We start from the raw sequence: 19,510 nt of genomic DNA, 5'->3' as shown, positions 1-19,510 counted from the left end.
CCACACCTGCAGCGTCTCAGACCTCAAGGCTCGGCTGTCTTCGGTGGGGCGATCACTGGCGCGCCTCCGACGGAAACAGGTCCCTGTGGTTTGGATCGCCCGAACCGTTTCCTGGCGACGCTCGAAGCAGCCCGGGTTGACGACAAAGGAGGCTCGGAAGCAGCAGAAGGAACAGGTGTTAAACTCTGCAGCGAATCGATCCGCGACGTCAGCATGGCGATCTGATCCAGGATTCCTTTGAGGTCATCCCGCTGAGCGTTGATCCGGTTGTTGAGTACTGCGATCTCATCGCCGGCTTTCTGTTGTGCCCACTTTATCTCAAACAAGGATGCCCTGTCCTCCAGTGACAGGCTCATCGTTGAAGCTTCCGGCGTCTCGAGAAAGGCTTCAAGGTTAGCCCAAAGCCAGGCGCCAGCAGCACACGAGCCAACGAGGACAAGCGGGAGCACCAAGACCGGGAGGATCCGTCTTGACGGCCCGTGCAAGAGCGGCCGCAAGTCTGAAGCGGCCGCTTGATCCATCAAGTCCATTGTCCCTCGCTCAAGATGCGATCCCAGCAGGCTTGCTTCGTCGACGCGATAGACTGCGATGCTCATGCGCTCCAGAAGCTGCGAGCGCCGACAATAATCAATCTTGCCGAACTTCCCGACCGACCGCCCTGCTCCTATGAAGCTACTTCTTGAGCAAGGCAACGCGACAATTTGCGCGCGTCCTCCATGATCGCGTCATCACTGAGCTTACTCATCTACGCCGGCGATGGCGCAGCAGATTCTCGCCATTCAGGAGAACCCTCGGGATTTTCTTACTCACAGAACGAATGCAAACCGTCCACCCATTCGTGCAGAGTGTTCGATGGAGCACCCTCTTGCCGGACCAGCAACCTCATCCGGGGCGGCGACGGCTGATCGGCCAAGCGGCAATGGCCGATTGGAACGGCAAGAACTGTACCTGGTCAACTACCAATTCCAGCAGATTGTTCGAGATGACGGCCTCGTGGCAAGCGTGACCAATGAACGCCGCGTACGTCAAGGATTCGGATGCAAGACAGGTTGTGCCGCGCTCTCGGCCGCCAGCAACTGTTCGCCGTTACTCGCCAAAGCTGCTCGATGGCTGATTCCTCAGGTCTTCTGGGCCATCACGTTGGATGTTGTGGTGAGGTTGGCGCGCGCGCAACTTCAAGCCTGGCTATTGTCTCGTGTTTCGCTGCGAACGATACCGCTAAAGCGCTTCGTGAATCCAAGCCTCTTGCACGGCGAGCCTTGCTTTCCGGTAGCTACCGTTTCGTCCAGAAAGCCCCCTTCGATGCAGACGCGCGACACCGCCAGACTCGCCTGACACACAGTGGGCAGGGCGGACATTCGCAATGTTTTGGTGGCCAGGACAGCAAGCCCCTGCGCGCTCGTCGTGAGCATCTGCCGAGCCAGCGCCCTCCTCTGGCTCTCGGCGCACCGGCGTTATGCACCAGCAAAGTTTCGGACCAGATCATCGTCGTGCCGCGGGGTGAGAGGTTCAGGAAACCTGGGTGGTCCTCTTCGGATAGATCGTGTTCTGGCTCGTCCCTCTCGCCCTCGGACGCGAAAACGCCGGGAGCTCACTCTGCCCAATCAGGCCGCAGTTCAATCTATTCATCGCCGGGCGACATGGGCCCGAAGTACGCCATGCGTGATTGCCTTCTTGCGACGAGCTCGCCTGGGACAAACTCGGCTACGGCAGCACTTTCGTTCAATTTGAGATCAAGGGGAAAGCAATCTAGGCTTGTTATCGCGCTTTCGCTAGCGGCTTGTCTGGTCGGCAATTCCGTACTGGGACAAACGGCGAGCGGACTTGATCCTCGTAACCACTCCGTGGATCAGGCCAGCAAAAGAGGAAAGACCCCCGCTCGGGCCGCGAGGCTCCCGATCGACCTGATGCGTCAGGAAATCCGCGCTCCTGCCTCGGCTCCAGCAGAAGGTCTCGGAGTGCCTTTCGAGAAGCAGGGCAATGCGGGCACGGGTGCTCAGACGAGACCGCAAAAGACGATCGATCCCTTTGAAAGGTACGACAAGCTGCGTGAAAAAGGGTTGTGGTTCAACATACCTGGCCCAGCGGACACGATTGATCAGGACAAAGACGGCGTTAGATCGGCGCTGGCAGATGTCGGCATCGGGTACATCGGCTGGACAAGCAACAGCTTTGCAAACAACCAGCTGCCGAATGCGACCAGAAGCCCTATCGCAAACCAGCTCTATATGGGCCAGAATCCGACCTTCGCGTCGGCAAACTTCATGATCGTTACCTACGATCTCAGCCGGTTTGGCATTGCCGACGGACAGATTGTCGTAGGAGCCGAGCACCAATACTCGACGTGGGATCGCCCGGGACCGGATCGAGCGGGAATCAACACGCTCGCCTACTACCAGACTTTCTTCGACAGGACGCTAGAACTCAAACTTGGCTACCTCAGAAACCAAAATGAGTTCACCGGCACATTGTTCGGAGGAATTACAGGATCGAACATGTCTGCCTTGTTCCAGGCAGGGATGAGCACCAATGCTGCGCCGACGCCAGCGGTCAACTTGAAGTACAATTTTGACGATCGCTTGTACAACAAGGTCTCCGTCCAGCGCTCAATCAGTCCAGATGGTGCCTATGCCCACATAACCGAGAATCCCACCGGCTTGAACTGGAGCACGGCCAACACGGGCATCCTTCTCGTTGAAGAAGCCGGCTACAAGAGCAAGGCTGCTGCCGGCGTACCCGACACGTGGCTGCGGGCGGGCGTTGGTTTGAACAGTAGCCGCTACACGAATTTGGCGGATCCCAAGCAACAAAGAGAGAGCGGGAATAACTTTCACTACATCGCTGCGGACAGGCAGCTCTGGCAGAATGACGCGGGTGGGATGCCGTCGCGCGGCATCTATGGCGGCTTCTCCATCATGGGAGCTCCGCCTGACCTCAACAGGATCAGCCAATATTACGAGCTTCGTCTTTATGCGAAAGGGCCTTTTGATAGCCGGCCCAGTGATCTGATTGCAATCGTTGCTAGCAAGACGAGCTGGAGCAAATTTGCGGTGGATGCTGCCTTGGCTAAAGGCCAGCTTGCGCATCGCGATACCACGGCAATCACTGGAACATATACCGCCCATCTTGCTCCGGGAATATATGCAGGCGTGGGACTATCATACATTCATAACCCCACAGGCATCACGCACACGCCCCACACTGAACACGCGCTCAATCTGCTGGTATCTACGTTGATATTCTTCTGATCATCGCAGACGCCATTCTGATTTCAGCATCTCGTGCCGCATGGGACTTGAGCTTCGCGATCTTGTTGAGGAGACCGGCTGCATCTGCGCGAGACGAGCCCGTGTAGGGGTGCGCCAGCTGCAAGAGCTTATGGAGAAAAGATGTCGTTGGACCCCAAGCAAGGTGAGGCGGAGTGTTGAGGAGAAGCTGGTCCCGAGCGCGGTCATTTCCGAGGTTGTCCACCGCGAATAACTCTCTGCCCGGAACCATGGCCGCGTCAGGTTCTCGAAAGCTTACGCGACTAGGCAGACCTGTTCAGGTGATCCTGGAAGTGAGGTTAGCGTGGACCCGCAAGATTTTGACCCGTTTAACGTGCCAGCTTGGTCGCAAGTGCAGCACGCCGTCTCTCAAGAGCCGCAGACAAGCCAGGCCGGACAAGATGGCTTTGAGCAGCACTTGGCTGAGGTAAGGCAGGCCGAACCCGCTCCCGTCAGCGCTGAGGGCCCCTATCCCCATCTATCTGCAGAAGACCGGGACGTTATCGACAGAGCGATTGCTCAACACGCGACCCAGAAAAAATCCCAGTCGAGCACAGTCAGCTTCTATACTCAGGCACTTAGTCGACTGGCCAATGCTCTGCGTGCTCATGGCCAAACGACTGATCTAGCGGATCACAATTCCCTGGTTCATCACGCAGATACTTACTTTCCTAAAGACGCACTCATGAAGACTGCACTAAGCGTGCTTCGTGCGTATCACGATCCCGACCATGTAGTTTCTCGTGGGCGACGGCGCGCGCTCCCTTCAGCGAAAGACGCATCTAACGATGGCCGGCAATCCCCGGATGAGGCGATCGATCCACGGGCCCAGAGCAATCTCCTGGCAAGTGAGGAGCTCCCCATCAATCATGAACATGACACAGCTCAATCGAGAGCAGCGAAAAGACAGAGGACGCTGAACGATCTGGAAGAAGTTCTGGTATATCGGAAACCGACCGCAAGCGCCGCTTCAGGAGGAAGTGGCGGAGCAATGCCGGTCGCCTCACCGGGCGTCATAATCCGGGGGCAGTGGGACAGGCGACCTCTTTATCCCGAGGATGCTGCCGATATCTTCAGGCTTGAGGAGGCGCTTATTGCGGGCGGGACGGCCTCCGTGACGGCGAAGCAGCATGCAGGTTCTCTTATCGGCTATAGCCGTTGGCTCTTCGCAAAAAATAGACCAAGCATTGTTGCTCGGCTAGACGGCAAATCGCTGAGCGAGGGCAGTGACGTGCGCGAGTTCAGCGGTGCCTCTAGTAGCAAGAGACTGCTCAAGGCATTAGAGTATCTGCGGACCTTTCGATCGACGGGGGGCGTCGTTCCCATCGTGCGTCCAGGGCGTACTCGCGCTAAGCTCGATCCATCCCCTCAGAATGTGGCGCTCATAAATGCCGAGGGCAATTTACTGACAGAACCGACACGCATCGACAGCGCCGCTGCGCAGCAGCGCGCATCGTACGAAGCTAATTGGCAAGAGGAGCATCAGGAGGGACACGACAATCAACCTGTCCCGTCGGCTCTCCTCGAAGGACAGGTCGCGGTCGATCCAGAGCAGCTTCCTCAGGAGCAACTTCGGCGCCTACGCGACCATCTTGAGGACCAAGCTATCCCCTCGCCAGTTTCTCTGCCTTCAGAGGAGCTTCAGCAGCTGGAAAAGGCGTTGCATAACGAGCTTCACCAGCAATCGGAGGATCCCCCTGATCCCTCGTTTCCCTCTGATCCAGAAGAGTTTATCATTGATCTAGACCAGTTCTCTCCAGCGGAGGTTTGGCGACTGCTCGAGGATGAAGACGCACAGGAGCTTACCGAGGGGCGAGATGATCAACCCGCCACCTCGGCCTTCATCCAGGAGCAAGTCGCATCCGATTCGGAGCAGCTCCCTCAGGCAGATCTTCGGCGAGTACTGGATCATCTCGATGATCTACCCAGCGACTCGCCCGTCTCCGTCCCTCCAGAGGAGCTGCGGCAACTGGAAAAGGACTTGCACGACGCTCTTCACGGACTCCGGGATGATCACTTCGCTCCTCCTGTTTCCATTGATCCAGAAGAATTTACTTTTGAGCCAGAGCAGTTTTCTCCAGGGGAGCTTCGGCGACTGCTTGATGATGAATAACCAGAGGAGCTTTAGGAAGGGCGTGACGTCCGCTTTCGTGCGAGGGGACATCGCATTCGACGATAAGGCTGTTCGCGCGGAGGCGTGCTCGTTCCTCCCTGTGCGGTATCAGTAAACGTGACGGTACCGCCTGACGTGAGCACCGGCCATTCAAGTGCAGTATCTTGATAAATTTTTGATACGGCTTCGGCGCAGACTTAAATCATCGTGCAGCGAGCGGGCCGACGCGCTCCTGTTTCAGACCACGAACACGGCACGGCGGACTAATGATGACACGATGAGACGGACGATGCGCGCAGGGGGCCGGTCGTCATGCAATTTGACACCTGCCGGATGTTGTCTCACCCGATGCGGATCTTGCAGGGCAGCTTACCCTGTACACAAACTTCCGTGTTGAATGGGTCGCTTGATTCGATCGGGTTCACGCCGCGCTCGCTTGAGAGACCGTCGCTTCGAAACCTTCCGAGCCAGGCACGGGCCTGATGTACAGGCAGCGGAGAGGTTTCCGCTTGAGAACTAACTGATCATCCATCGCGGTCGAAATCAGGCGTGTATTCACGCCCCACCTTTGCGATCTGCATCGATTGGGTGCATCGCCGGTCAAGTGCGGCGTGATAGAAGGTCTCACGCGAGCTGCCCGCCGAGCATTTGGAATTGCAGCCAACTTGCTTCTTCACCGAGGTTCGGGATAAACGCGAACGCGCTCGCGTCCTTCGCTTTCCACCAACTCGCCCCTATATGGGATTCCGCGGATTTCGAAATAGGTCGGCCGCCCGGGCTGGGGCATGATGCCCTCGCCTTCCAAAACGCGCACGAGGTAAGGCGGCAGGAACCGCTCCCTATGCTCCCAGCCGCCCCGGATAAGATGGCCAAGATCGACTGCACCTTCCCCGGTTTGCCTTGCGCTTACGATTGGCCGTGGACGATGCAGCGGCCGGGATGGCCCGGCTTCGTTCATCCCAGCGGCGCGCGGGTGATGGATCAGGCGAATATCTCTGCGACCGCCCGGTCCAAATGTCGCCGAATAGCGCTCCCCATTGATTGCAAACTGACTTGGCCCGAACTGGTTTGGCAGCAGATTGATGTTGCCCAAGACATCGATCAGCACGTCTGAAGCGGCCTGGGAGCCGTGGCGCCAGTTGGCGCCAACGATCGCCCCAATGTCCCGCAGCTCCGAAGCCCCCACGGGCGGTCCTGCGAACGGCGAGGCGGCCGCAAATTCAGGTGCTGGCGCGGAGCGCGCATCGTCACGCAAGTCGTGGGGTGTAGGTGGGTCCAGATCAACGAAGGACTCGAGACCGCCGTAGATGTTTGACGATCGAGGCCTCACGGACGAAGGCGATGCGGGTTCTTGCATCTGTTGCCCAAGCCAAGCCCAGGCTCCCTGGCTCGGGGTGGCTGGAGTGGCAGGAAGCTCGAGCGGCGGATGAGCCTGCGCGGCCCAGTGCGGCGCCGGCACTGGTGAGGCAGGTTCGTGGATTTGGTCGCCGAGCCAATCCCAGGCTCCCGCGCTCGGCGTCGCCGGCGTTGCGGGAAGCTGCTGGGACGAGCCGGCCTGCCATCCGCTTTGCGGCGCCGGCATCGATGAGCCAGATCCGTGCATTTGCTCTCCAAGCCATTCCCAAGCTCCCGCGCTCGGCGTGGCTGGCGTTGCGGGAAGCTCTTGTGGCGAGTGGGCCTGCCGAGCAGCTTCCGCAGAAGGCTGACCCGGGTCCTCAGGAGGCGGCAATCCCAGCGCCCTGTTCGCCTCAAGGATTTGCTGGTAAAGGCCGAGCCTGACCAGATCAGCGTTGATCTTGCTGTCCTTCGTTTCGCGCTTGTACTCCTCCACATCCTGGGCGAGGCCAGGAGTGGAAAGTCGGCCGGCGATCGGCTGCCTATTATGCGTCTGCAGCCACTCACTCAGCCTGAACATGCGGCGAGTTTGCCTGTCGATCGTCTTTGGATCGATCCTGTCTGTTGCCTTTTCCGCCGCCGCCCACATGCGAATGAGGGGTGCGTCCTCAGCATGAGGAGCCAGCCGGCGGACATCGGCTGCCAAGGTGTTTCCGGCACCGACTTCACGGAGCTTCTTCAGGGCCGCCTTGATGCGCCTGCCGCGGTCCTTTGCGTAGGTGTCGACGTCCTCATCGAGCTCAGCTTCTAGCTGGTGGTTTTCCACATCCGGATTTTCCAGCTGCGCGTTTTGCAATTCCCGGCGAATTCGATCGGCAATCGAGGGCCTGCCGGCGTCGCTCAGGCGCGCGCTCAAATGGCGCAAATCGGCTGCCGCATTCTTGATGGTGCCGTCGCTGAGATTACCCGTCGCCTTGTTTCGGAAATCTTCAATGAGCTCCTCATCGGCCGAATTGACCCCGCGCGTCCGGCCCGGCTGCCTTGCATAATCAATTCGTACATTCGTCGAAAAGACGTCAGATTCCCCCGCGTCACGCGACGACTTTCCGCCAAGGGCCTTGCCGATTCCCGACTTGAAGCGTGACCATAATCCGCGGCTTTTTCCGCTCTTGGCCGAGGCGGCAGACTCTGCGTCCGGAAAGCTGTAACGTGCGCTGCTGAACAGATCATCTCGCAAACTAGACTGCGGCACTTGCGCTGAAGCGGGAAGCTGGAAGCTGGGAATGTCTACGCTCCGTCGCGTGCCGCCTAGCGCACTCTCCCTGAAAGCGGAGTGCGGCGGCACCCGCATCGAACCGCCGAAATCCTCCCGCCGGACTGCTCGACCACCTCCTGCGGGAGGCCGCTCAGGCGAAGCTGACTTGCTTTCATCAGACGGATCGAGATTCAAATCCTGCAGCCGCCTTTCAAAGTCACCCTGCTCGCTTGGGCTGCCCGCTCGCCGCCCACTCCGCCCCTGAAGGGCGGCGTACTCTCGCATCCAGGCTCCTGAATCGAAGAATGGGTCAACCGGATCCATCCTGCTCTCCTCATGTTTGCATAGACCCTGCAGCAATCCGTACGGTCTGGATTACGGCCAAATAGCAGCTCGTTCAGCAAGAGTCAGATCATTTATTGTTGTAGCAGCAACCTTTCGAAAAGCTGACGAGATCAGGATATTACTGGGCGCGAGAGTGGCCCGGAATAGGCACTCGCCTGACTAGGGACGGGGGTCGCTCAAATTTTGCCGCACCTCTTCGCCGGCCTCCAAGTTCGAGCTGACGAAATTCCTCGACTGACGTAACAATGGATCGCCTGTCGATCGTGCGCCGAATTCAAGCATCGCCGCCCGAGCAGTTAGCTGCCTCGTCAAACCGAGCTGGCTGGCTTCGGCAGCGCCTCGGCAACCGATGATTTCACCGCTGCGCGCCTTGGTCTCCTCGACAACTTTCGACCGAGGAGCTCTCGTCGCGAAGCGCCTTCGACTGAGCGTAGATACGCCCTCACCCGACACGCGAGGATTTTCGTCACTCGTCAAGACCGAAAGACCCTCATCGACAGGAGCGCATTGCCAAGACGCAAAAGCACCTTGGCAGCGATGGCCGAGCCTTAGCGATCGATCTTTAGGTACCGCCGCGGAGCAACAGTAGATATCGCTGCGGCGGTTTGGGAGCCTCATAGTTCGAGGCCACGCTCTGCGAGCACACGTTGCATGACCTCGCCTTTGATCTCGCCAGCGATCTCGTTTCGGACTTGGGCTCCGAGCACCCGCTCGGCATCCGGATCGCCTAGAAGACCATGCTCGCCCAGTCGCTGAGTCAAGCGGGTTTGAAACTCGTCGCCCATGGCGTCGAGCACCCGGTCTTCCATCGCGGCATGTTCGTCTGGAGCGAGGCGCCTCAGCACCGTCTCCCAGGGTTCCCAGCGGCTTGCCATGTAGTCGGTGAACTGGCTTGCTTCCCGCTGCCGCACCAGGTCGAGCGCCTCCGTCGCATCATCCTCGCTGACGTGAGAGACCTCCAGGAAGCGCATGTCAGGGGCGAGATGATGGAGCTCCAACGGCTCGCGCAGCCGATGTTGATAGGCCAGATAGACTTCGATGTCGTCTACGTTCGGGTTGCCGCTGGCGAGCGAGTTGATCCTGTCGCGCGCGATCTCGTCCAACGCCTCCAAGCGGAAGGCGACACGGCCGCGCTGGATCAGATCGCCAAGGCGATCGTCATATAGCCCGTCCTTGACGTCAGCGTTGATGCGCGCGGTCTGCATACCATTCCAGTGCAAGGTGACGCGATCCTCGCAGCTCGTGTTGGCCTCGGAAGCCTGCGCAAAGAACTGCTCGCGCAATGTCGGATTGGCGGCCGCGTGCCGCAGATCATCAGCCACTGCTTGCCGAAACCCGTTATTGCCGTAGTTCACGGTGCCTCGTAGCCTCTCCAGGAACTGTGCGTAGTCTTGGGCGCCGGGCTCATCTGCAAAGTGCTGCCATTCGGCCAGCGTGGCCGGGTCGTCTGCGAGCCAGTGTGCGGCAGCTTCATGCAGGGATTGCTGCGCAAGCTGCGGTGGCGCTTGAGCCGCCGCCAGATGAGCGAGGACGTCGTCCGGCAGCGCGTTATCCTCCAATTCGAGGCTCTCCAGATGCGGGTAGTAGAGGCTATTATTCGGCACAACAGCATCTAAAAGACCTTCAGGCAGGCTGGTCAGCCGGTTACCGCTGACATTGAGCGATTGGAGCGTGCTCGGAAGTGGGTCGGGGAGGTTGGCCAATTGATTGCCGCTGACATTGAGTTCAACGAGCCACGAGGGGAGGGACACCGGGAGGTCGGTCAACTGATTGCCACTGACCGCAAGCGAGGTGAGCCCGCTCGGGAGAGCGTCCGGCAGGCTGATGAGCCGGTTGTCGTTTGCGTTCAGGATCTCGAGCCCGGCTGGAAGGTTTGCCGGCAGACTGGTCAAGCTGTTGTCAACGACCTCGAGCTCAGAGAGGGTCGCCGGAAGATCGTCCGGCAAACTGGTCAAGCGATTATGGCTAATGAGAAGACGCTGGAGACGGGGGGGGAACACGGCAGGCAGGCTGCTTAGCTCGTTGTGTCTGGCGCGCAGTTCCAGCAACCTTGGCGGAAGGGCGGCGGGCAGAGCGGTCAGTGAGAGCCAGGACAAATCCAGCGAGCGCGAGCCTGTGTTATCCGAATTCCTGATTCGTCTGCGCCCCTGTCGCCTATTCTCGGCTTCGCCCTGCCCTTCTTCGGCAACCCAATTGTCCAGGATCTGTGCGCGCGCGGAGGCTGGGGTCCGATACCCTGTCAACGTTTCGACCAAATTCGCGACGGCACGATTGAAGCCGCCGAGGTAGCTTTCCTGCTCCACCTCTTCGAATGCGCCCGGGGAGGAAGCCGCGCTCCGCTGTGCGTGTCCTGTGTTCATCAATCTCTCCATCCGTCAGAACTAACGAGTACACCTCCGCTTCCCAAGGCCGCGAAGCAGCTAGGTCCGCAGAGCAAATGATCATTCGGAGGCCTGTGCGCGTGGTCCGCGACTGCCGTCCAGCACCTCTTTGACACAGGCCGATACGAGCCCAACCTGGACAATAGATCGATACTGCTGCCCGCAGTCTGCCATCTCGCTGCCAGACAAGTCCGGAGAACCGTCAACGGTGGCAGCCTTCGCCCTTAGCAGGCCCACCTGTCGATCAGCTGACGAGTGTCGCTGCAAAAACACCCAGATCGTGGGGCTCGCCACCAACGGCAAATACCAGCGCGGCAGCGATTGTCTTGGCACGAGAGAGGACCGACGCGGACGGTTGGGCGTTGGAGAGCGTGCGCTCTTGCTTCGCAGGCAGTTGGAGAAAGGCACCGCCGCCACGCGCGGGCTTTATACTTGAGCCGCTGCTGCTTGGTTATGCGCGGAAACACGTCAGCGGAAAATTTCTTACGGTCAGGGGATCGGCCGATCAAATCCTGCACCCAAGGTCATGCCAGCTTCGTTGCCATCGATGCCACTTCCGGCGACAGTCTGTCAGCTTATCGAAAGCTAATGTTCCTAGAGCATCGTCACCGTGGGCTGAGTCTGCGCTCAATTTCGTGAGGAGGGTGGGATGGATCCATTTGAGAGAGGACATATTCAGCGCAACGGTGGCATCCCTTCTGTATCTTCCGGACAGCGGGACGGGCAAAACGAAGACGCGGCGCAGTGGAACGCGATGGTGACAGGCTCCGCAGCAAACTCCGGAGATTCCGCCCATATCGAGGGCGATGGAAATGGGGCGCTTGAGAATTGGGCTGCCGAACCGGAGGTAGGCCCGCTCGAGGATCGGGAAGAAGCGGTGCGCCGAGCGAATACTCTGGGTGAGACCACTACACTGGATCTTGGATCGCTGTCCCTTACAAGCCTGCCAAGACTTCCGAGCATTATCGTTGCGCTTGATGTGCCCTTCAATCGATTGACCACTCTGCCCGATAGCCTGCCTGCTTCGCTCCGGCGTCTTGACGTTAGGGGCAATCAGCTGACCACCCTGCCCGAACTCCCGACCGAGCTCAGAGGCCTCGACGCGAGCTCAAACCGGCTGAGGAGCCTGCCTAGCGTCCTACCTGCTGAGCTCGAACATCTCGACCTCAACCACAATCAGCTGCAGGAACTGCCCGAGGCGCTGCCTGCTTCGCTGCAGTTTCTCCGCGCCAGTCACAATCAGTTGGCGAATCTGCCGGAGACCCTTCCCGCCACCCTCCAGTTTCTCGACGTCAGCGAAAACCAACTGACGCGTCTGCCGCGGCACCTCCCTGCTTCGCTGGACTTTCTCGACGTCGGCCAAAACCAATTGACGAGCCTACCGGACGACCTGCTGACGCAATTGGTCGCTCCTGGCAGCATAGTTCTGACCGACAATCCTCTGCCCGAGCAGGTGCTCGCGGACCTGGATACAATCCTAAGCGCCGAAAACTATGCCGGTCCAACCGTCTACCATTCGCACAATGACGAAAGTGAATTGTCCGAGACAGACGATGAACAGCCCGATGCTCTCATTGAAACGGTCGCAAACTGGCTCCGGGGAAATCCACAGGAGGGTGATCGAGAGGTGCTGGCCGCTTGGCGGAGCGTCGCTGAAGAGCCGGGCGCCCGGGAATACGCACTCTTCCTTGGCAAACTGTTCGACTCCGTGAACTCTGGCAACGAAGAATTCCGGCAGTCAGTGGCCAATGATCTGCGCCAAGTGGCGCAAAACCCGGAATTGCGTAAGCGCTACTTCCAACTAGCCCTGGACGCCAACGAGAGCTGCGAGGATCGCAGAACTTTGACCTGGAACGGCATGCAGACCGCACGCCTCATCGCAGAGGTCGAGAACGGCGCCTATAACAACAAGGCCCGGCTTCCCGATCTCATCGATCTGGGGCGGGTCATGTTCCGCCTGGACGCGCTGGACAGAATTGCGCGCGAGAAGGTTCACGCGCTAGGCTCGGGCAACAACGTCGAAGACATCGACGCCATTGAGGTCTCTCTTGCTTATCAAAATAAGCTCCGCGAGCGGCTGGGGCTGCAACACGTCGCCCCGAACATGCGCTTCTTTGAGGTTTCCGGTGTGACCGACGCTGACTTTGACAGCGCAGAGACATCCGTGCGCAACCGAGAAGCGGCGGAATTCGCCGACTATTTGGCGGTGGACTGGGAACCCTGGGACAGCGTTGTGAGTCGTATCGCACCCGAAGACCACACCAGGGCGCACGACCAGCTCCTTGCTGCAATGGGCACGGAGTTCCACAGCCGGCTGCAGCAACAGCTCACCGACAAAGGTTTGATCGGGGTCGAAGCTGACCTTGTCGAGGATGCCAAGATAGAGTTGGGCGCCGCAGTTCGCAAAGAGATCGCCCGTGAGATCAAGGGGGCTCTCAGAGATAAGGTGCTTAATGAGCACGGCCTCACCCTATGAAGCGGCCTTTGCAGTATTAGAGCAGCTTTCGGCCCGGTCACTCCTAGGTCGTCCTCAACCCGGATGGTTGTCTCAGCTCATCGGTCTATGCCAGGCGGGCAGCTCTCATCGTCTCTTACCCTGGATGCCGGCGAACGGCGGCGAAATGGCAATCAGCTAGTTCCTATCGGATTCCTGGGAGTTGCCACCATCGTAATGATCGCCTGGCTTGCAGCGATAGTTTGGGCGAGTTGGAGTTTGAGCACAAGGCTTCTACGTAAGCACCAAGAGGCCGGAGGAGGATTTCGCAGGCCTTTCCGTCCATTTCATTATCCTATGAGTTCATTCGTGATCCGGTGGCGACGGATGCGACAGCGGGCACACGGCTTGTTGGAATTCCGGCGAGGAATCGCGCCGACAGTCTGCTTGCTGAGATCAACCGCAGTGGACTTGTAGGCCTATCGATTGGCCGCCCTTGTAGGTGAAAGGCCAGCCGAGCTGATGGCGGCCTGAACACATTCCGGCAGGTTCGGTTTCTTTCGGTCGAAGCCGCTGGAGCCATCAGACGTACAGTAACAGACGTCGCTTGACGAAGTTCGGAGCTGCGCGAACGTGTTCCACGCCGCATCTAGCTTTGACTTCGACCTGACGAAAAGCGGCAATCATTCCATTCCCAGGTGCGCTCATTCCACGCGAAGTGGCGCTTTGCACGAGATGATTGTGGGCAGCTGCTGCCCTCAAGCCCTATTGGGGCTCTTGTCCGTCGGTCGCGCCCCCGAGAGGTCGGCGTGGAAAATACATCCGACCAAGATAAAGGGGCATGCGCACTGGAGCAGCGCTTCTTCAGGAGCTCAAACCTTTGCTAAGCTTCCGCTACCCTGGCCAGGAATCTCTGCACTTCCAGCTTCAGACGATTGCTATCCTCAGCTAGGGACCTGGCAGCGGAAAGCACCTGCGTTGACGCGGTGCCCGTCTGATCCGCACCTCGATTGACTTCGGCGATATTTGTGGCGACCTGGGTCGTACCAATTGCCGCCTGCTGAACATTCCGGGCAATCTCTTGGTTTGCAGCGCCTTGTTCTTCCACAGCAGACGCGATGGCCGAGCAACTTTCTGAGATTCGGCCAATAACGCTAGTGACTTCTTTGATGCTTGCCACTGATTCCTTGGTGGATGACTGAATTCCACAAATCTGATCACTTATCTCCTTCGTCGCCTTCGCGGTCTGGTTCGCTAACATTTTCACTTCTGATGCAACGACCGCGAACCCTCGCCCAGCGTCTCCGGCGCGGGCTGCCTCGATTGTCGCGTTCAAGGCCAGAAGATTTGTTTGAGATGCAATTGTGTTGATGAATTGGATGACGTCACCGACCTTGCCGGCGGCCTCAGAGAGAGACAGAACGCGCTTGTCAGCGCTCGCGGCTATTCGAACGGCTTCACTGGCAATACGAGCTGACTCCTGCACTTGCCGGCCAATCTCATTTACGGAAATCGACACTTCCTCTGTGGCCGATGCAACTGACTGAACGTTCGCGGACGCCTGTTCGGAGACCGACGCTACAGCGGTCGAGAGTCGCTGTGTCGATTCGGCAGTGTTTGCCAGTGAGCGAGCCGACGCCTCCAGTTCTGTGGACGCCGAGGAAACGGTTTCGACAATTTCCCCGATGGCCGCGTCGAACGCATCTGCAAGCCTGCGCATGTCGGACTTTCGTTGCTCAGCAGCGATACGATCATGAGCTAGGTTGGCTTGGGCTTCCGCCTCCGCCTTCTCGGCCGATTTCACCTTGAACCTTTCGACCGCATTCGCAATTTCCCCAATTTCGTCCTTGCGACCAAGACCGTGGAGTACAACATCGAAATTGCCTTCGGCCAACTCGAGCATCGATGCTGTCAGATTCCGGATCGGGCTGCTAATGCTGCGCGAGGTAAACACCGCGAGGATGAAACCCAGCAGCAAACTGAGAGTGCCAAGGATCAAGGCTATCATCACGCCAAATCCAAGGTCATCTTCCGCCTTTAGCGCAGTCGCTTTCGAAGCCTTATCGTAATCAATCGCGAGCGGCTCTGAGAGTTCGTCAACCCGACCACCGGCGGCGAGTGCGGAATTTACGGCCGATTTCGCCGCGGGCGTGTCTAGCGCGCTATTTCTTCCTCTAAATTCCTTCAGTCCGAGCGCCTTCGTTTCATCGTCCTCGACAGCTTTTTTGAGATCCAGCACTCGCACCCGGCGCCCCACGTCCTTGGTGTCGGCAGCGAGGTCCTCAAGCCGTGCAAATGTTCGCCTATAGGTGTCTGCGGCCTTCTCCCAATGCGACGGATCATCGGTTGCCAAGGCCATCCATACATGCATCCGAGCTTCAAATAGTTGCTTCTCGATACGCTCATCTTCGGCCACGTGGTCCTTTTGGCGAACCACAGTCGCTAACGATCCGCTCGCGCTCCGGGAGGTATGGATCGCGTAACCGACAATTGCAACGGACATCAGAAGGAGCGATCCAAACCCAGCTATCAATCGACCGGTGATCTTGATGTTTGCAAACACTTGTTGTGGCTCTCTGCTAAAGGGTGGTGGTCTTACCTCGAATGTACTTCAGCGACCCCATCGTAAAACGAGGACCGTCAGCTCTAAAGGCTGGCAGATTTCCGTTTGGCGAGAGCAAGCCCTCGCTCGACTAGATCGAGATCGGCTTCCAGCCTGGCCCTAGCTGATGAATCGGCAATCTTGTGTATGGCCGCTCGTATCTGACGATGGTTCTCCTCTAGCGTGGCAATCGCACGCGCGATCGTGAGCTTGGCATTGGCGCGGGCGGCTTTGAGCCGCTGATTTGCACCTCTACTGGAATCACATACTGTTGCGATCGGCGCTAATGGCGCGTCGCGCTTAGCAATCGCCATCGTTTGCATTGGCTCAGTACGCCGCATGGGCGCACCAGGTCGACGAAATTTCACGACATTGAACATTTTGAACTCGACCGAAGTGCCTCAAAAATACGGGCGCGCAGTCATGCGAATGGTTCTGCGGATAACTCGACATACATGCTCAGCGACCGCGTGTTCGCTAAGGTTGTAAGTCGGCTAGAGTTAACAAATTTCTTTAAATGCAGATGGTCCGCTTTGCGCGCATCAACGACTGACCGCGTACATCGTTTTAAATTGCAGGCTGCACTGGCGACACGAACGTTGAATTACCGCGCCGGCACCCTGAGATGCGCAGAAACTCTTCGTGGCGGGTGACAAAACGCACTAAAAACGCATTACAGTATTTCCGAGCATGTACCAGGTGGGTTCGAGCGGCTAATCCAGCCACCGACGACCCCGCAAAAAATTTTTGGGTTGCCGACAGGAAATCGACGAAGGCAGTGAGCTGACCGAGATCCGACGGCCAGGCTGCCCCTCATGGTCGGCGCCCGCGCCGGATGCCCGCGGCATCCAACCCTATGTCTCTCAATATGACTTCTTGCTCCGGGGAAGCTTGGCGTTTCGGCATCCAATGATGAGACGGTGCAAGCAGACGTGTAGGCAATGGGGCACTTGTCAACGGACGGAAAGGTCCCGGGGATCGCTGCGCACCGGTCTCCCGGATGCAAAGCAGTTGTTTTGACGGGTTACTGGCCGGAATCGCCTCACAGGGCCGATAGCTGCGCCATCCTCTATTGGGTTCCTACTCTGGTCCGCCGGACCACCGCAGATACTGATCTGCAAATAGAATGCGGGCCGACGGCGCGACAGGCGAATGCGACGCCCTGGGATCAAGGTGACCTTCTGTTGGGCAGGGCTAGCGACGGCAACGATGATTGTCGCCGTCGAGCGCGGAGGAGGTGCGCAGGCTGGAGGAGAGTTTGAACCGATCATGGGCTTCCGCTTAATGACGAAGTCGCACCGATTGCGTTTCACGTCTTGACCGCGGTCGCTCCCTAGATTGGTAGAGCTGTTTCGTAAAGACGTGAGGTCCAGGCTCTGCAACTTTTCGGGAAAATAGAGTTGCGCTGCCGAAAGCCATCGGTGCCACTGCGGGCCGGCCGCACCGCATGCGCATAGGGCTGCAACTCCCACAACAGGCGGGTTGTACTCATGCACGATGTCCGAAATGCTCTTCTGCCCGATCCTTAAGAAGGATATTCGCTGACTGATCGTCTCGCTTGTTTTTGGGTCATGCATTCCAGTACCCGACGAGGGCATAATCGAGATCCAATTTCTGATTCACGGTGCATGTCCCGTCGTCGCCAAACTGCCAAAAGCGCCAGGGGTCGAAAAATGGTTGTCTAAAGGCGACATCGCCGCGCTGGGTGACGCTTCGGCACACGATGCTCTGAGGCAATTGGCGACAAACTGGTGTTTCATAGGATCCGACTCCCCGCAAACGAATTGCCTCGACATAACCATTAGAGCTGCATCCGGGACGTGGACCAGCGCCTTGCCAAGCACCTCCTACAACACGGCTGTCGTGCCAGCGCCAGCATCCAGCCGCTCCAACAGCGAAACGTCCGAGACTTTGCTGGGTCGGCCGGTAAGCAGGGGCTTCGTCAGCGGCGGGCCGGCGCTGTGACTTGCATTGATCCGTGAACGAGCGGGGCCGAATTCCCTTCAGATCGCGACATTGCGCTTTCTGTTTCGCTACGAAGACGGAAGACTTTCCGAGCTTCTAAGCAAAATTGAGAAGACGCCGCTCGCGTTCCTCGCTGCGCACATTACCGAGCATTGCCCTTCGCTGGACCCTTGAGAGTATTCGCACCGGTCATATTAAACACGTCCGTGTGCAGAACCCGACAGCAAATTGCGATTGAGCTGATCTGAAATCGCAAAGAGATGATGTAAACCAAGCTCGCGCGTCCTGGCATGTCCATTGCTAGGAAGTGCCCGTTACATCATGCGACTGACTGGACGCAAGGCCGTGTCGGACCTGACTTGCCGTCCAAACCACGTCTCTAGCATAGAAGCGGCGCTGTTAACTGCCGCTGCGCAAACGGAGCCAGGTCATGTTGATCGACACATTCAAAATCTTCGACTCCATTCGCATCAATAAGCAGGAAGCGCAGAAGCGCCAGCCGGCGGCGCTATGCGAATGGCCTGGTTGCCAGAACAAGGCTACCCATCCCGCGCCCAAGGGCCGCGACAATGCGCGCGCCTATTGGCACTTCTGCATCAAGCATGTTCGCAAATACAATCAGTCCTACAATTTCTTCTCGGGCATGGATGCGGAAGCGGTCGCGCGCTACCAGAAGGACGCGCTGACCGGCCATCGTCCGACCTGGAAGATGGGCGAGAGCATCAGCGCACACAAAATGACCGGCAGCACTGCCAATTTCGAGGACGACTGGGATGCCCTCTGCATGCTAGTCGAGCTGGACGGACGCGCCGGCGCCCGCCACCGCGCGGAAGCCAAGCCCAAGGTACGCAAGATTTTCAATGCCGAGGGCAAAGCGTTGCAGGTAATGGGCCTCAATGCTAATGCGACGCTCGGCGAGATCAAGGCGAAGTATAAGATGCTGGTCAAGCAGCACCATCCCGATGCCAATGGCGGCGACCGGTCGACGGAGGATCGCCTGGTCGAGATCATCAAGGCGTACCAGTACCTGAAGACCGTGGTGCGCGAGAGCTAGCCCGAACATCTCAGTGGACCTCAACGGCGCATGTGAAGTGGAGGATGGAACCATCCAGAGCTTTGCTCTGGCTACGCGTGCACTTGACCTCCCTGGCTAACGCTTTCGGGCGACCATTGGCGGACAATCGGCACGATGACCGGTTCGTTAAGTCCCGCGCAGCGGTGAGAAAGAAAGGCCGGAAAAAGGGATGTGGCAAGATCCTGCGCACGTGGGCGGCTCCATCGGCTCAGCGGTGAGTTCGTGGAAATGCCAAACGGCTCCTTCCACTCCTGGCGGCTGAGTTGCTACCACCGCCGGTTCCACCTTCGAAGCTCCAACAGGAGTTGCGCACGATCGATCCCTCCGTTGTTCGAGAGGCAACACGAAAGTACAAACCTATCTGGGGACACTCGTTGGCTCTATGGAAAGGGTTTCGGCGCAGAAGCGACCCGTCCAGGCCTATTCGCTCGGTAGCGCCGGATCAACGATCGAGCACGAGAGCCGATGGATCGCGGCGTTCGCGGCCAGTTTTGACATAGCCAGGGGCTGTAGAGCCCCGCGCCCCGAACCTATCTCAAGGGCTCTCCCGATCGCAGCGAGGCAAGGCAGGCATCGTGAACTTGATCGCACTCCACACCGTGCATCGCGTTCATCAAGCACTGGGCTATCGCACGCAGTTGCGCGTTTCCCTCTTCGTGAGTAACCGTCTGGTGAGCCCCCACGAATATGGTGCCCAGCGCGATGTCGGTGACAGCCCAGGCCGCCGTCATATCCGCAC

General features: G+C 58.5%; 10 protein-coding genes. 5 read left to right on the top strand and 5 right to left on the bottom strand.

Features of this window, described 5'->3' with window-relative positions; all coding sequences use genetic code 11:
• Nucleotides 1–23: 23 nt before the first annotated feature.
• Nucleotides 24–596, bottom strand: coding sequence for a hypothetical protein (locus AC5V87_RS08675; protein ID WP_495370654.1), 573 nt, complete (start codon nucleotides 594–596; stop codon nucleotides 24–26).
• Between the two features lie 256 nt (nucleotides 597–852).
• Between AC5V87_RS08675 and AC5V87_RS08670 the strand changes: the two genes are divergently transcribed.
• The 3 genes from AC5V87_RS08670 to AC5V87_RS08660 all read left to right on the top strand — a co-directional run bounded on the left by AC5V87_RS08670 (nucleotide 853) and on the right by AC5V87_RS08660 (nucleotide 5,379).
• Entirely contained in the window at nucleotides 853–1,335 is a 483-nt protein-coding gene (locus tag AC5V87_RS08670) for a hypothetical protein (RefSeq protein WP_495370653.1), read from the top strand.
• Between the two features lie 572 nt (nucleotides 1,336–1,907).
• Nucleotides 1,908–3,248, top strand: a complete 1,341-nt coding sequence (locus AC5V87_RS08665; protein ID WP_495370652.1) for a carbohydrate porin — start codon at nucleotides 1,908–1,910, stop codon at nucleotides 3,246–3,248.
• 322 nt (nucleotides 3,249–3,570) lie between these two features.
• Entirely contained in the window at nucleotides 3,571–5,379 is a 1,809-nt protein-coding gene (locus AC5V87_RS08660; RefSeq protein ID WP_495370651.1) for a hypothetical protein, read from the top strand.
• A gap of 673 nt (nucleotides 5,380–6,052) precedes the next feature.
• Here the strand turns inward: AC5V87_RS08660 and AC5V87_RS08655 are convergent.
• Complete coding sequence (locus AC5V87_RS08655) at nucleotides 6,053–8,293, bottom strand: hypothetical protein (protein WP_495370650.1); 2,241 nt, start codon at nucleotides 8,291–8,293, stop codon at nucleotides 6,053–6,055.
• Between the two features lie 635 nt (nucleotides 8,294–8,928).
• Nucleotides 8,929–10,674, bottom strand: coding sequence for a T3SS effector NEL-type E3 ubiquitin ligase NopM (gene nopM / locus AC5V87_RS08650; protein WP_495370649.1), 1,746 nt, complete (start codon nucleotides 10,672–10,674; stop codon nucleotides 8,929–8,931).
• A gap of 670 nt (nucleotides 10,675–11,344) precedes the next feature.
• Between nopM and AC5V87_RS08645 the strand changes: the two genes are divergently transcribed.
• Nucleotides 11,345–13,171: an NEL-type E3 ubiquitin ligase domain-containing protein gene (locus tag AC5V87_RS08645; RefSeq protein WP_495370648.1), complete on the top strand. Its 1,827-nt coding sequence runs from the start codon at nucleotides 11,345–11,347 to the stop codon at nucleotides 13,169–13,171.
• A gap of 841 nt (nucleotides 13,172–14,012) precedes the next feature.
• On the opposite strand, the gene AC5V87_RS08640 is transcribed toward AC5V87_RS08645, so the two are convergent.
• Nucleotides 14,013–15,545: a methyl-accepting chemotaxis protein gene (locus AC5V87_RS08640; protein ID WP_495370647.1), complete on the bottom strand. Its 1,533-nt coding sequence runs from the start codon at nucleotides 15,543–15,545 to the stop codon at nucleotides 14,013–14,015.
• A gap of 230 nt (nucleotides 15,546–15,775) precedes the next feature.
• A complete protein-coding gene (locus AC5V87_RS08635; RefSeq protein ID WP_495370646.1) occupies nucleotides 15,776–16,111 on the bottom strand; it encodes a hypothetical protein in 336 nt (111 codons plus the stop codon).
• Between the two features lie 2,015 nt (nucleotides 16,112–18,126).
• Between AC5V87_RS08635 and AC5V87_RS08630 the strand changes: the two genes are divergently transcribed.
• Nucleotides 18,127–18,750: a J domain-containing protein gene (locus AC5V87_RS08630; protein WP_495370645.1), complete on the top strand. Its 624-nt coding sequence runs from the start codon at nucleotides 18,127–18,129 to the stop codon at nucleotides 18,748–18,750.
• Nucleotides 18,751–19,510: the final 760 nt, after the last annotated feature.

This window comes from Bradyrhizobium sp. SOJA106 (genome assembly GCF_059448745.1).
The sequence above is the reverse complement of the archived record's forward strand: the minus strand, read 5'-3'. Positions and strand labels throughout refer to the sequence as shown.